The sequence below is a fragment of the Streptomyces sp. NPDC058579 genome (assembly GCF_042718575.1).
In the GTDB taxonomy this organism is placed as follows: domain Bacteria; phylum Actinomycetota; class Actinomycetes; order Streptomycetales; family Streptomycetaceae; genus Streptomyces.
Genome location: NZ_JBHXPI010000027.1, coordinates 1 through 14,232, shown reverse-complemented (window position 1 = coordinate 14,232; position 14,232 = coordinate 1). Strand labels below are relative to the sequence as shown.

Annotated in this window: 11 protein-coding genes; 5 read left to right on the top strand and 6 right to left on the bottom strand. The window is 72.6% G+C overall.

Annotated features, from left to right (window positions below):
* Positions 1-26 precede the first annotated feature (26 nt).
* Positions 27-1,340 carry a streptophobe family protein gene (locus ACFWRO_RS25490; protein ID WP_384513576.1) on the top strand — a complete coding sequence of 438 codons (1,314 nt, stop codon included), beginning with the start codon at positions 27-29 and terminating at the stop codon, positions 1,338-1,340.
* Here the strand turns inward: ACFWRO_RS25490 and ACFWRO_RS25485 are convergent.
* From ACFWRO_RS25485 to ACFWRO_RS25475, 3 genes are all read right to left on the bottom strand, one after another.
* Entirely contained in the window at positions 1,337-2,344 is a 1,008-nt protein-coding gene (locus ACFWRO_RS25485) for a serine/threonine-protein kinase (RefSeq protein ID WP_384513575.1), read from the bottom strand. The genes ACFWRO_RS25490 and ACFWRO_RS25485 overlap by 4 nt on opposite strands.
* On the bottom strand, positions 2,344-2,988 hold the full coding sequence (locus ACFWRO_RS25480; RefSeq protein ID WP_384513574.1) for a hypothetical protein: 645 nt from the start codon (positions 2,986-2,988) through the stop codon (positions 2,344-2,346). The genes ACFWRO_RS25485 and ACFWRO_RS25480 overlap by 1 nt, the downstream gene beginning before the upstream one ends.
* 141 nt (positions 2,989-3,129) lie before the next feature.
* Positions 3,130-5,676: an FHA domain-containing protein gene (locus tag ACFWRO_RS25475; RefSeq protein WP_384513573.1), complete on the bottom strand. Its 2,547-nt coding sequence runs from the start codon at positions 5,674-5,676 to the stop codon at positions 3,130-3,132.
* Between the two features lie 90 nt (positions 5,677-5,766).
* Here ACFWRO_RS25475 and ACFWRO_RS25470 point away from each other — a divergent pair, with 90 nt between their 5' ends.
* Positions 5,767-6,387 carry a TetR/AcrR family transcriptional regulator gene (locus ACFWRO_RS25470; RefSeq protein ID WP_384513571.1) on the top strand — a complete coding sequence of 207 codons (621 nt, stop codon included), beginning with the start codon at positions 5,767-5,769 and terminating at the stop codon, positions 6,385-6,387.
* Positions 6,388-6,407: 20 nt separating this feature from the next.
* Here ACFWRO_RS25470 and ACFWRO_RS25465 read toward each other — a convergent pair whose 3' ends face one another.
* The gene (locus tag ACFWRO_RS25465; RefSeq protein WP_384513569.1) at positions 6,408-7,214 is read right to left on the bottom strand and encodes a class II aldolase/adducin family protein; all 807 of its coding nucleotides are present in this window, start codon (positions 7,212-7,214) and stop codon (positions 6,408-6,410) included.
* A 171-nt stretch (positions 7,215-7,385) separates the two neighbouring features.
* On the opposite strand from ACFWRO_RS25465, the gene ACFWRO_RS25460 reads away from it, so the two are divergent.
* Both ACFWRO_RS25460 and ACFWRO_RS25455 read left to right on the top strand, forming a co-directional pair.
* Entirely contained in the window at positions 7,386-8,099 is a 714-nt protein-coding gene (locus ACFWRO_RS25460) for a ThuA domain-containing protein (RefSeq protein WP_384513567.1), read from the top strand.
* A gap of 133 nt (positions 8,100-8,232) precedes the next feature.
* Entirely contained in the window at positions 8,233-9,624 is a 1,392-nt protein-coding gene (locus ACFWRO_RS25455; protein ID WP_384513565.1) for an NADP-dependent succinic semialdehyde dehydrogenase, read from the top strand.
* Between the two features lie 24 nt (positions 9,625-9,648).
* On the opposite strand, the gene ACFWRO_RS25450 is transcribed toward ACFWRO_RS25455, so the two are convergent.
* Together ACFWRO_RS25450 and ACFWRO_RS25445 are read right to left on the bottom strand one after the other, a co-directional pair.
* Entirely contained in the window at positions 9,649-10,662 is a 1,014-nt protein-coding gene (locus ACFWRO_RS25450) for a PHP domain-containing protein (protein ID WP_384513563.1), read from the bottom strand.
* 21 nt (positions 10,663-10,683) lie between these two features.
* Entirely contained in the window at positions 10,684-12,759 is a 2,076-nt protein-coding gene (locus ACFWRO_RS25445) for a SpoIIE family protein phosphatase (protein WP_384513561.1), read from the bottom strand.
* A 337-nt stretch (positions 12,760-13,096) separates the two neighbouring features.
* On the opposite strand from ACFWRO_RS25445, the gene ACFWRO_RS25440 reads away from it, so the two are divergent.
* A partial coding sequence (locus tag ACFWRO_RS25440) for a BTAD domain-containing putative transcriptional regulator (protein WP_384513559.1) occupies positions 13,097-14,232 on the top strand: 1,136 nt, incomplete at its 3' end.

Genomic DNA, 14,232 nt, shown 5'->3' with positions numbered 1-14,232 from the left:
GAACCTCCGGTACTAGCGTGGTGAGCGTGAGCAGTCGGCTCCCCACCACGTCCCGCCCGGCGCACGACACCGGCCACTTCGCCCGCCACTGGGGCGAGGCCCTGGTAGCCGTCCTCGCCGGGTTCCTCGCGATGGCCGTCGTCGCCGCACTCGGCCTCTGGGCCGCGGGCGCCGGCGACCTGCCCGGCGGCTTCGTCAACGTCGTCGCCGCGGTCGTCGTCATGGCCGTCGGCGGCCAGATCGACCTCTCCGGCGACGCGAGCGCACTCGCCGGCACCAACGCCGAACTGACCGCCATGCCCCTCACCGTCACCCTGGTGGGCGCACTGGTCACAGGTTTCTGCTTCCTCCTGCCGCTCCGCCACCACGCCGTCGCCCGGACCGGCGACCTCCTCGCCCGCGTCGCGCGCACAGTCGTGCTCTGGCTGGCAGCGCTCGCCGGTCTCTCCGCCCTCGCCCGCCGCGACTTCCCCGTCACGCTCCCCGGCGGACAGAGCGAAGACCCGATGTCCGACCTGTTCGGCGAACTCCTCGACGCGGTGAACCCCACCGTCGGCTTCCGCACCGAAGTGGGCCCCACGCTGCTCTACGGGCTCCTGTGGATCCTCGGCGTGCTCCTGATCGCGCTGCTCGTCTCGCGCGGGACCCCGCTACCGGCGCGGCTGGTCCGCTACCACGAAGCCGTCCGGCCGGTCGCCTCCGCGATGCTGCTCCTGGTCCTCGCGTACGTCGTCATCGGCCTGGTCATCGGGATCGTCGTGGCCGCCATGCGGGGCCACGCGGCCGAGACGTTCGCCGTCATCCTGCTGGGGCTGCCCAATGTCAGCTGGCTCGCCCTCGGGGTCGGGATCGGCGGCTCCTGGCAGGGCACCGTCGAAGGGCCGTTCGGGCTGCCGATGCCGCCCATCCTCGACGCGGTGCTCCGCACCGACACCGAGGGCCTCTCCACGGTGGACCTGGACTCCCTCGCCTCGTACGACTCCCGGGCCTGGTGGATGCTCCCGGTGGCGGCCGTCCTCGTCCTCGCCGTGGCCTTCGTGGCCGCCCTCCGCTCGCCGGCCCGTACGCGGCTCTGGCAGCACGCCCTCCACCTGGGCCTCGCGTTCGCCCTGACCATGCTGGTCATCGCCCCGGTCACGCTCGTCGAGGCGCGCTTCGGGCTCTCCATCCTCGGCATCGGCGAACTCGAATCCCTCGGCGGCCAGGTCGTGCTGCGCCCCGACGTCTGGAAGATCGTCGGCTTCGCCCTGCTCTGGGGGCTCGTCGCCGGATTCCTGGGCGGACTCCTCGCCTCCAGCGTCCGCCGCCGCGACGAGACCGAGACCCGCGGGAAGCTCTAGTACCAGGCGGCGGGCGGCTCCCGGAAGACCGGGCGGGCCCAGGTGGGTGGTTGGGGCGGCGGTGGCGGTGGCTTCGGGCCTTCGGTGTCATCCGGACCGGGTCCGGGGCCGGGACCACCCCGCTCCAGGGCGGCCCGCAGCGCCGCGACGAACTCCAGACACGTCCCGTACCGCTCCTCCGGCACCTTCGCCAGCGCCTTCGCGAGCACCTGGTCCGCCGCCTCGGTCAGCTCGGGCCGGTCGGCCGACGCCGGGGGCGGCGGGTCGTACTGGTGGGCCCAGAGCAGCGCCATGTCGTCGTCGCGGCGGAACGGCGGCGCGCCCGTGAGCGTCTCGTAGACCACGCACGCCAGGCTGTACACGTCACAGCGGCCGTCCACCGGCTTCCCCGAGATCTGCTCGGGCGCCACGTAGTCGAGCGTGCCCACGAACTGCCCGACCGTCGTCAGACCGGTCAGTGACAGGGACTTCTTCGTGAGCCCGAAGTCCGTGAGGTACACATGCTCGGGATGGTCGCGGTCGGTGCCCTCGGCGACCAGGATGTTGCCCGGCTTCACGTCCCGGTGCACCAGGTCGTGCGCGTGCGCCGCGTCCAGCGCGGACGCCACCTGCACGGCGATCCGTCCCGCCTTCACCGTCGGGAGCGGGCCCTCGCGGTCGAGGAGCGCCCGCAGATCCTGGCCGGCTACGAAGCGCATCGCGATGTACAGGACACCCTCCGTCTCGCCCGCCTCGAAGACCGGCACGATGTGCGGATGGTCGATCGCGGCCGCCACCCGCGACTCGTGCGCGAACCGCTTGCGGAACGTGTCGTTGCGGGCCAGTTCGGGCGCCAGCAGCTTCAACGCCACCGTCCGGTCGAGGCGCAGGTCACGCGCCCGGTAGACGACCGCCATCCCGCCGCGGCCGATCTCGGCCTCCACGCGGTAGTCCGCGATCTGCTTGCCGACGAGCCCCGACTCCCGGCCGGCGGGCAGGTCCGTGTCCCGGGCCGGGCCGCCCATCAGCCCTCACCCGGCAGCTGCGCCTGGTCCACGACCTGGGTGGGAGGCGGGCCGGCGGGCGCCTGCCGCTGGTCGTCCTCCTCCAGGCGGGGCACCACCCGTGTCGGCTCGTGCACGACGGCGGCGACCGAGGGACCGGACGAGGCCGCGTACGTACTCAGGGCCGTACCGTCGCAGTACACCCAGCGCTCGTGCCCCGCGTCGTACAGCCAGAGCGCCTCGCCGTCGACCACCATGCCCACCCGCAGCCCGTGGGTCCGCCGCTGGAACGTGTCCCGGTCGACCCGCGAGGCCGCCAGCTCCTCCGCGGCCCGCCGGTACCTGCCGAGCGACTCCTCCGCCCGGGCGATCAGAGGCCGGGGGTCGGCGGTCCTGGCGAGCGGCTGACGGGCCTCCGGCGGATCCACCGGTACGGAGACGAGCAGCCGGGCGTCCACCCAGGCGGACCAGCCGTTGGAGCAGAGGACCTCGCCCCAGTCACCGACCCGCTGCGTGAGCTGCACCGGCAGGAACGCGTCGAGGGGCACGGTCGCGAGGCCCGGATCGGGACCCTCCCAGGCGGGCAGACCGTCGCGCGGCACGATGTGGGTCGGCCGGAAGTCCGGTACGTCGTCGGGTACCGGGGGAGTGACCGGGATGCCCATGGGCCGCCTGCCTTCACTGTTCCGGATTTCGGATATTGGATATTGGACATCGGATCCGAGGGACCGGAGACCTGGGTTCGGGATCGGATATTGGATATCGGATCATGGACCTTGGATCCTGGATATTGGATCCGAAATCGGCTACTTCCGCATGACCACCGGCTCATGCCGCCGCAACAGCCTCGCCACGAGGAAGCCGAGCACGACACAGAGCACCACCAGCATCCCCATGTCGAACAGCCACGCGCCCACGGTGTGGTCCATCAGGGGATCGGCCGTCTTGTCGCTCGGTGCGGTCGTCCCGATGTCGATGGTCGCTCCCATGGCCGCGAACGCCCACCGCGACGGCACGAGCCAGGCCAGCTGTTCCAGGACCGGCGTCCCGGTGACGGTGAGCAGCGCGCCGCAGAACACGACCTGCACGATGGCCAGGAGGACGAGCAGCGGCATCGTCACCTCCTCCTTGCGCACAAGGGCGGAGACGAACAGGCCGAGCATCATCGCCGTGAAGGAGAGCAGCGCGACCGCGAGCGTGAGTTCGATGAGTGGCGGCATCAGTACGCCCTTGCCGCCCGGGACGTTCAGCGGGACCCCGATCAGCGCGACGAGCGTGAGGACCACCGCCTGGACGACGGTGATCAGCCCAAGGACCACCACCTTCGACATGAGGTACGCGGAGCGGGAGAGGCCGACGGCTCTCTCCCGGCGGTAGATCGTGCGTTCCTTCACGAGCTCCCGCACCGCGTTGGCCGCACCGGTCAGCACCCCGCCGACACACAGGATCAGCAGCACGTTCAGCGTCGACTCGGCGTTGAGACTGCCCTCCGAGAGCGCCCGGGCCATCGCCCCCATGATGAACGGCAGGGCGATCATGATGGCCAGGAACGTCCGGTCGGCGGACAGCGCCGCCGCGTACCGGCGCACGAGCGTACGGAGCTGGGAGCCCCAGCTCTGTGCCTTGCGCGGCGGCGGGGGCTCGGGAACGGCCCCTGTGGCGGGCATCCCGGCCCGTTGCATCGCGTCGGCGATGTACTGCCGGTGGAAGCGCGACGAGCGGTACTGCTCTGCCCAGTCCCGCCCGCGCTCGGTCTCGAAGGCCTCGAACGCCTCCGGCCACTGGTCGAATCCGAAGAAGCCAAGGGTGTCGTCCGGCGGCCCGAAGTAGGCGACGCGCCCACCGGGCGCGAGCACGAGCAGCCGGTCGCAGACGTCCAGGCTCAGCACGCTGTGCGTGACGACGATGACCGTACGGCCGTCGTCGGCGAGCCCGCGCAGCATGTGCATCACGGAACGGTCCATGCCCGGGTCGAGACCGGACGTCGGCTCGTCGAGGAAGAGCAACGACGGCTTGGTGAGCAGCTCCAGGGCCACGCTCACCCGCTTGCGCTGGCCGCCGGAGAGGCTGTGGATGGGCTGCTGCGCCCGCTCGACGAGGCCGAGTTCGCGGATCACCTCGTCCACCCGCGCCTTGCGTTCGGCGGCGGCCGTGTCCTCGGGGAAGCGCAGCTCGGCGGCGTAGGCGAGGGCCCGGCGCACGGTGAGCTGCAGATGGAGGATGTCGTCCTGCGGGACGAGGCCGATGCGCTGGCGGAGTTCCGCGTAGTCGCGGTAGAGGTCCCGGCCGTCGTAGAGGACCGTGCCGTGGTCGGCGGGACGCTGACCGGTGAGCGCGCCGAGCAGCGTCGACTTGCCCGCGCCGGACGGCCCGACCACCGCGAGCAGGCACTTCTGCCCGACGGGGAAGGACACCTCCTCCAGGAGCGTCTTCCGGCCGTGGTCGACCGTGACCGCGAGGTCCTGCACGTCGAGGGAGACCTCGCCGGTGTCGGTGAACTCGACGAGCTGTCCTCCGATGAGGCAGAACGCGGAGTGCCCGATGCCGACGATGTCGTCCGGGGTGACGCGGGCTTTGCCGACGGGGGCACCGTTGAGGAAGGTGCCGTTGTGGCTGCCGAGGTCCTGGATCCAGTACGTGCCGTCCTGGTGCGCCTGCAGTTCGGCGTGGCGCCGCGAGACGACGAGATCGTCGACGATCAGGTCGTTTTCGGGCGCCCGGCCGATCCGGACGGTGCGCGTCGGCAGCGGGTGCACGGATGTGGGCTGGCGGAACGTACCGGTCAGGGCTGGATGCGAGACCGAGGACGGCCGGGGCGGGGTGCGCGGCGGCGCGGGAGCCGGCGGCTCGGGAACCGGTACGGGAGGCGGCACCGGCGACGGTTCTGGACCCGGCATGGGGGGCGGTGGGGGTACGGGGGTTCCGGGGCCTGGCTCCCGTACGAAGGGCGCATCGGGCGCTTCGGGCGAAGGCGCTTGCGGTAGGGGTGCCTCCGGCACCGGGGTCTCGGGTGCCAGGGCAGCCGGGGCCGTCGCCGTGCCCGAGAGCACCGCGCGGGGGCCATCTCCGGGGTGCCCGAAGCGGATGACCGTCCCCGGGCCGACCTCGCGCACGGCGACGCGGTGGCTGTCCGCGTACGTTCCGTTGGTGCTGCCCTCGTCCTCGAGGGTCCAGTGGTCACCGACGGCCCGCAGGACCGCGTGGTGCCAGGAGGTGCGGTCGTCGTCGAGGACGATGTCGCTGGTGGGGTCGCGCCCGATGCGGTAGACCCGGCTCGGACTCATCACGGTTGCGTCCCCGTGTATCTCGAGGACGAGCTCGGGTGCGGCGGGCGCGACGGGCCGCTTTCCCATGCGTGAATTTTATCTTCCGGGGCCGATCCGTGCCTGCGAGGGCCGCCGGTATCGTGGGCGCCTCCAGCACCACCGAAGGAGGGCCCACCCGTGCCGAAAGGTGTCACCAAGCGTCGGCCCCGAACCAGAGCAGCCCTGCTCAAGGCCGCCCTGGAGACCTTCGCCGAGCACGGCTTCCACGCCACCTCCATCGAGCAGATCTGTGAGCGCGCCGGCTACACCCGGGGCGCGTACTACTCGAACTTCGCCAGCAAGGAAGAGCTCTTCCTCGCCCTCTTCGACGAGCACAGCGAACGGACCGTACGGCGGCTCGCGGAGGCCGTCGACACCCTCGCCGCCGAGGACTACACGCTGGAGCGGCTCGCCGAACTCGCCTCCCGGATCGAACCGGACGAGCGCGACTGGTACCTCGTCACCACCGAGTTCACCCTGCACGCCATCCGGGACCGGCAGGCGGCCTGGGTGCTCGCCCGGCACGACGCCCGGCTGCGGGCCGAGATCGCCCGGGGTCTGACGGCCGTACTGCGCAGGGCGGGACGTGAACTGACCGTGGACGCCGACAGGTTCGCCCGGATGCTGATCGCCCTGCGCGAGGGCGGACTCGCGCAGAGCTACGTCGAGCCCGAGGAGTTGCCCCCGGGCAGCCTGGAACGTGACTTCCTCGCGCCTCTGTTGGCGGCGTCGACCCGGGAGATCGGCGACAGCCGGTAACGGATCGGCCGGCGGATCGGTCAGTCGAAGAGGTCGGGGTCCGAGGCGGTGATCTGGTCCCACAGCGGACGGGCCTGGAACCAGCCGGCCAGGTGCGTGCCGACCTGGCCCCGGGTGACGAGCGCCGTCTCGCGGTCGATCAGCTGCGGCGTACCGGCGGCCATGGCCAACAGCTGGGCCTGGCAGGAGCGTTCCATGGTGACGAACCACCAGACGGCCTCGGCGACCGACTGCCCGACGGTGAGCAGCCCGTGGTTCTTGAGGATGACCGCCTTGTGTCCCGCGAGGGCCTTCGCGACGCGCTTGCCCTCGTCCAGTTCGTTGACGACGCCCCGGTAGTCGTCGTAGATCCCGTGGTCCTCGAAGAAGGCGCACGCGTCCTGCGTGATCGGCGCGAGGGGGATGCCGAGGCTGGAGAACGCCTTGCCGTGCAGCGAGTGCGAGTGCGCGGCGGCGACCGCGTCGGGCCGGGCCGCGTGCACCTGCGAGTGGATGACGAACGCGGCACGGTTCACGGGCCGGTTGCCGGAGAGCACGGTGCCCTCGTGGTCGACGAGGATCAGATCGGAGGCCTTGATCTGGCTGAAGCTCATCCCGAACGGGTTGACCCAGAAGGCGTCCGGGTTCTCCGGATCGCGGACGGTGATGTGCCCGGCGACCCCCTCGGAGAACCCGAACCGCCCGAAGAGCCGGAACCCTGCCGCGAGTTGCTCCTTGCGGTAGCGGCGCTCCTCCTCGACGGTCTCGAAGGTGGGCGGCAACGGAAGGGTGACCCCCTCGGGCAGCGGGCCCACGGCGGCGGCCAGGGCGGGCGGGAGAGTGCTCACGGGGCTCCTTACGACGGTGGCGACGCGATACGGCTTACGGGACGCGATGCCCGCCAGAAGATACAGAGATGTATCCGATTCGCCAATGGTTCGGCCATGCTTGCGGTGCGAGGGCGCTGGTGACTACGGTCCCCAGGGAAAGCGCTTACCGTCTGAGGGGGAGCTGACCTCGTGCCGAGTACCGACGTCCCGATCGACGTCCTGATCTACACCCGTACCGCCGGCTACCGCCACGACTCGATCCCGGCGGGCGCGAAGGCGCTGGTGGCGGTGGCGGAGGCGGCGGGGTACGAGGCCGAGGTGACCGAGGACCCGGGTGCCTTCACGGCGGAGCGGCTCGGGCGGTGCGCGGCGGTGGTCTTCCTCTCGACGACCGGCACGGTCCTGACCGAGTCGGCTCGTGCGGCCTTCGAGGCGTACGTCCTCGGGGGCGGCGGCTTCCTCGCGATCCACGCGGCGGCCAACGCGGAGCCCGACTGGCCGTTATACGGCGAACTGCTCGGCACCCGCTTCGACGGCCACCCGGAGATCCAGCCGGGCGTGGTGTGCGTGGACGCGCCCGACCACCCGGCGACGGCCGCGCTGCCGGGCCGCTGGGCCTGGACGGACGAGTGGTACAACTTCACGTCGAACCCCCGGAACGCCGGCGTACAGGTCCTTGCCCGCGCCGACGAGTCGACGTACCGGGGCGGAACGCTCGGCGCGGACCACCCCCTCGTCTGGTGCCGCGAGGCGGGCGAGGGCCGGGTCTTCTTCACGGCGCTCGGCCACGCGCCGGAGGCGTACGAGGACGAGACGTTCCGGGGCCATCTGGCAGGGGCGCTGGACTGGGTGTCGTCGGCGGCCGCGGGTGCTCCGCGCCCGACGCCGGGCCGGGACCTCTAGGGGGCGCCCCCAGGGGCCCCAGGGAGCCCAGGGGTCCCCGCCACCCCCTTCACCCCCGCGCCCCCTCCCCGATTGCGGTCCGGTCCTGGGCGCGGGAGGGTGCCTGTGGGGCGGACGGTCAGGAGGAGCTCAGATGGCGATCGCCACCGTAAACCCCACCACGGGCGAGACGCTGCGCACCTATGACGCGCACGGTCACGACGAGGTGGAGCGGCGCGTCGCCGCCTCGTACGAGACGTTCCGCCAGTACCGCGCCACCTCCTTCGCCGAGCGCGCCCGCCTCATGCGCCGGGCCGCCGACCTCCTCGACGAGGACGCCGAGGACGTCGCCCGCACGATGACCACCGAGATGGGCAAGACGATCAAGGCCGCCCGCGCCGAGGCAGCCAAGTGCGCCAAGGCGATGCGCTGGTACGCCGATCACGCCGAGGCGCTGCTCGCCGACGAGCACCCCGCCCCGGCCGACGTGCGGGACTCCGGCGCGGACGCCGCACGCGTCCACTACCGGCCTCTCGGCCCGATCCTCGCCGTCATGCCGTGGAACTTCCCGCTCTGGCAGGTCATCCGGTTCGCCGCGCCCGCGCTCATGGCCGGGAACACCGGACTCCTCAAGCACGCCTCCAACGTGCCGAGGACCGCCCTCTACCTCGGTGACCTCTTCCGCCGGGCCGGATTCCCCGAGGGCTGCTTCCAGACCCTCCTCATCGGCTCCGGCGCGGTCGAGGCGGTCCTGCGCGACCGCCGGGTCGTCGCCGCAACCCTCACCGGCAGCGAGCCGGCCGGCCGCTCGGTCGCCGCCATCGCGGGCGACGAGGTCAAGAAGACGGTCCTGGAGCTCGGCGGCAGCGACCCGTACATCGTCATGCCGTCCGCCGACGTCACCCGCGCCGTCAAGACCGCCGTCACCGCGCGCGTGCAGAACAACGGGCAGTCCTGCATCGCGGCCAAGCGGTTCATCGTCCACGGCGACGTCTACGACCACTTCGCCGAACGCTTCACGGCCGCCATGTCCGCGCTCACGGTCGGCGACCCCCTCGACGACGCGACCGACGTCGGCCCGCTCGCCACCGAACAGGGCCGCGCCGACCTGGAGGAACTCGTCGACGACGCCGTACGCAAGGGCGCCACGGTCCTCTGCGGCGGATCCCGCCCGCAGGACCGGTCGCGGGGCTGGTTCTACCTTCCGACCGTGCTGGCCGACATCACTCCCGACATGCGCGTCCATCAGGAGGAGGCCTTCGGCCCGGTCGCCACCCTCTACCAGGTCAGCGACATCGAGGAGGCCGTGGCCGTCGCCAACGACTCGCCGTTCGGGCTCAGTTCGAACGTGTGGACGCGCGACGACGCCGACATCGCTTTCTTCGTACGGGACTTGGAGGCGGGCGGCGTGTTCGTCAACGGGATGACGGCCTCCCACCCCGCGCTCCCGTTCGGCGGCGTGAAGCGCTCCGGCTACGGTCGTGAGCTCTCCGGCCACGGCATCCGCGAGTTCTGCAACGCGACGACCGTCTGGCAGCGGAGCTGACCACGCTTCCGGCGCCACCAATCCCTACTCGCCGCGCGTCCACGCCAACAGCTCGTCCGCCGACCAGGTGTTGATAACGCGCTCCGTCGGCACCTCGCACTCCTCCGCCCGCGCGCACCCGAAGATCTGCCACTCCAGCTGACCCGGCGCGTGCGCGTCCGTGTCCACCGCGAACCACACCCCCGCCTCCACGGCCTGGCGCAGCAGCCGGCGCGGCGGGTCGAGCCGCTCAGGGCGGCTGTTGATCTCCACCGCCGTCCCCGACTCCGCGCAGGCGGCGAAGACGCGCTCCGCGTCGAAGACCGACTCGGGCCGCAACCGTCCCCCGCTGACCAGCCGCCCGGTGCAGTGGCCGAGGACGTCCATCAGCGGATTGCGTACCGCCTTCTCCATCCGCCGGGTCATCGCCGGCGCGTCCATCCGCAGCTTCGAGTGCACGGAGCCGACCACCAGGTCAAGACGGTCGAGGAGCTCCGGCTCCTGGTCCAGCGAACCGTCCTCCAGGATGTCGCACTCGATCCCGGTCAGCAGCCGGAACGGTGCCCACTCCTCGTTCAGCCGCGCCACCACGTCCAGTTGCTCGCGCAGCCGCTCGGGCGACAGGCCGCGCGCCACCTTCAGGCTGGGGGAGTGATCGGTCAGGACCGCCCACTCGTGGCCGATCCGCGCGGCCGTGCGGCCCATGTCCTCGATCGGACTGCCGCCGTCGGACCACTCGGAGTGGAGATGGCAGTCGCCCCGCAGCGCCGCCCGCAGCGTCTCGCCACCGGTGACCTCGGGTACGGGGATCTCGGCCTCCAGGCGCGCCAGATACTCCGGAATCCGCCCCTCCAGGGCCTCCCGGATCACGGCGGCCGTCTTCGGGCCGATGCCCTTGACCGTCTCCAGCGTCCCGGCCGTCGCGCGCCGCTCGGCCTCACCGTCCGCCATGGCCGCGACGGCGGCGGACGCGGTACGGAACGCCCGTACGCGGTACGTGGGCGCCTGCGAGCGCTCAAGCAGGAAGGCGATCCGGTCCAGCGCCGCCACGGGGTCCATACCGGCTCTCTCCTTGCCCTCTCACCCTCGCCCGGTGGCGGCGGCGTGCACCGGGCCGATCTCGCACCACACCGCCTTGCCCTCGCCGCGCGGCTCCACTCCCCACCGCGACGCCAGCGCGTCGAGCAGCAGCAGCCCGCGCCCCGAGGTCGCCGCCTCGCCGGGCGTACGACGCCGGGGCCAGGCGCTCGACCGGTCCTGCACCGACAGCCGCACCCTGCGCACCGGCTCCGGCAGCACCTCCAGGGTGAGCACCGCACCGCCCTCCGTGTGCAGCAGTACGTTGACGAGCAGCTCACCCGTCAACAGCTCGGCGTCGTCGGCCAGTTCGGACATGTCCCAGTCCCGCAGCGCCTGGCCCACAGCGGCCCGCGCGTCCGAGAGGCCCTGCGGATCGGCCTGGTGGATGTACTGGTGGATGCGAGGCGCCCGCGGCGTCCCCGGGTCCGGGCTGCGCCGCAGCACCAGCAGGGCCACGTCGTCCCCGGCGCCCCAGCGCTCCCACAGCTGCTCCGACAGGTGGTCCGCGAGAGCCTCAGCCTGCGGCGGACCGGCGCTCATCGCCTCCGACAACGCGTCAAGACCGGCCTGGATGTCCGAGCCCGGCTGCTCGACCAGTCCGTCGGTGCACAGCACGAGCGTCTCGCCGGGGACGAGGTCGAGCCGGGTCTCCGGGAACTCCTCGTCCCCGAACACGGTCGCGAGCCCGAGCGGCAGCCCGCCCCGCAGCTTGGGCTGCCCGACGCGGCCGTCGGTGTGCCGGATCAGCGGCCCCAGGTGCCCGGCGCGTACGGCGCGCACGGTGCCGCTGCCCAGGTCGACCTGGGCGTACGTGCAGGTCGCGAAGCGGTTGGTGTCCAGCTCGGCGAGGAAGCGGGAGGCCCGGGCCAGGACGGTGGAGGGCGCGTGCCCCTCACCCGCGTACGCCCGCAGGGCGATCCGCAACTGCCCCATGATCGCGGCCGCGTGCGTGTCGTGCCCCTGGACGTCCCCGACCACGATCCCGACCCGGCCACGGGGCAGCGAGATCACGTCGTACCAGTCGCCGCCGACCTGCCGCCCGCTCCAGGCCGCGTGGTAGCGGACGGCGATCTCGCCGCCCGAGATCGCCGGGATACGGCGCGGCAGCATGGTCTCCTGCAACCCGGTGGCCAGCTCCCGCTCCTCGTCGAAGAGGATGGCGCGCTGGAGGGACTGCGCGACGATAGCGGCCAGGCCGAGCAACAGGTTGCGCTCGTCGGCGTTGAACGCGGAGCGGCGCCGGTAGAACAGCGCCATCCCGCCCAGGGACCGGGCCTGGGCGACCAGCGGCAGGTAGCAGGCGGACGTGAACTTCAGCCGGTCGACGTAGGGCGCCAGTTCCGGGTAGTCCCGCCCGAGGGTCGAGAACGCGGACACGAACCGCGGCCGGCCGCTCAGTACCGCCTCCGCCAGCGGCAGCCCCCGGTCGAGCCGGTGCGACCGGAAGTCGTTCAGGGCCTCCAGGGACTCCCCGCTGAGCGCGATGATGTTGAGCGAACCGTTCTCGACCAGGCCGAGCGCGAGCCCGTCCGCGCCGAGCCGGGCGAGCCCGCCGGGGCCGGTCATGGCCGCCGTCACGTCGTCGACGGTCACCGCCCGCGACAGCGCGTGCGTGGTCCGCTGGACGATGCTCGTCTGGACCTCGCGCCGCTTCTCCAGTTCGAGGATGAAGTCGGAGTGGGTGACCTCGGCGGTGGTGTCGCGGACGACGCCGACGATCCGGTGGGCCCGCTCGTCCGGCGTCCGCAGAATTCGCGCCTGGACGTGCGTCCACTGGGGTGTCCCGTCGTCGCCCACGATCCGGAACTGCGCGGTGTACGAGGTCTCGCCGCTGGTGATCGCCGCCCGCACGACCCCGTCGACCCGGGCGCGCTCCTCGGGGGCGAGGCGCCCGACGAGCGTGGCGGGGCGTCCGTCGAACTCGCTCGCGTCCAGCCCGAAGACCAGCAGCCCGGCCTCGTCGACGTCGATGGTGCCCGTGTCGAGGTCCCAGTCGAAGCTGCCGGTCCGATTCATGGCGAGCCGCTCGGTGGGCCCGATCTCGCCACTGCGCGTGCGCCGGTCGTCATCGGTCATCCTCACCATTGTCGAACCCGCACCCCTCCGACGCCATGGCGGCGACACACCGAGTGCCCGAGTTGTGACCGAGAGGGGCGCGTCAGAGGTGCGCGCCGTGGGCCGTGCGGGGGGCAGGGGTCGGAGGGGGAGCAGGGGTCGGGGGAGGTGGAGGGGTCGGAGGGGGCGCGGGTGTCGGGGGAGGTGCAGGGATCGGAGGGGGCGCGGGTGTCGGGGGAGGTGCAGGGGTGGAGAGGGCGCGGGTGTCGGGGGAGGCGCGGGGGTCGGAGAGGGCGCAGGAGTCGGAGGGGCGCAGGGGTCGCAGGGGGTCGGGGGTTGGTCGGGGGAGAATGGGCCGGTGATCATCCGGTACCGCGTCCTCGGCCCCTGCCAGGCCCTCCGGGCCGACGGCGGGGAGGCCGCGCTCAGCGGTGCCCGCCTCCGTGCCCTGCTGGCCGCGCTGGCGGGCGCGGCGGGACGCGTCGTACGGGCGGACGAGCTGATCGAGCTGATCTGGGAGGGCGACCCGCCGGGGAACGGCACGGAGGCGCTCCAGGCGCTGGTGGGGCGGCTCCGCCGGGTGCTGGGGCGGGAGGCGGTGGACTCGGTCGCCGGCGGGTACCGGCTCGCGGCGGGAGCCGAGGACGTGGACCTTTACGTGTTCGAGCGGCTGGCCGCCGAGGGCGCGGAGGCGCTGGCGGCCAGGGAGACGGCGCGGGCGGCTCGGCTGCTCGACGAGGCGCTCGGGCTGTGGCGCGGGCCGGCGCTCGCCGATCTGCCGGGCCGGGACGGCGACCCGGTCGTCGTGCGGGTGGAACAGCGCCACGCCCATGCCCGCAAGGACCGCCTCGCCGCCGAGGTGGCCCTCGGGCGGGCCGCGCCTGCCGTGGCGCCGCTGGAGGCCCTTGCGGCGGAGCGGCCCCTGGACGAGACCGTTCAGGCACTCCGCATCCGCGCGCTGCGGGCCGCCGGGCGCGGGGCCGAGGCGCTGCGCGTGTACGACGAGGTCCGCACCGTGCTCGCGGACCGCCTCGGGGCGGACCCGGGGGCGGAACTGCGGGACCTGCAAGCGGAGTTGCTGTCGGGTGATGAACCTCCGACCGTGGCGGTGCTGCCGCTCCGACTGCCCGCCCGGCCGACCTCCTTCGTCGGGAGGGAAGGGGAACTCGACGTTCTCGTAGCCGAGTTGGGGAAGCGTCGACTGGTCACCCTGATCGGACCGGGTGGGGTGGGGAAGACCAGGCTGGCCCTGGAGGCCGCCGACGCCGAGGCGTGGCGATGGCCGGGCGGGGTGGGGGCGGTCGAACTCGGCTCCGTACGCGCGGAGTCCGAGGTTCCGTCCGCTGTCCTCACCGCGCTCGGCGGCCGTGAGACCCAGTCGTGGGGAGCCACACCCAGGGACGCGCTGACCCGTCTCGTGGAGCACTGCGCGTCGCGCCGCCTGCTGCTGCTCCTGGACAACTGTGAGCATGTGATCGGCGCGGCGGCGGAGTT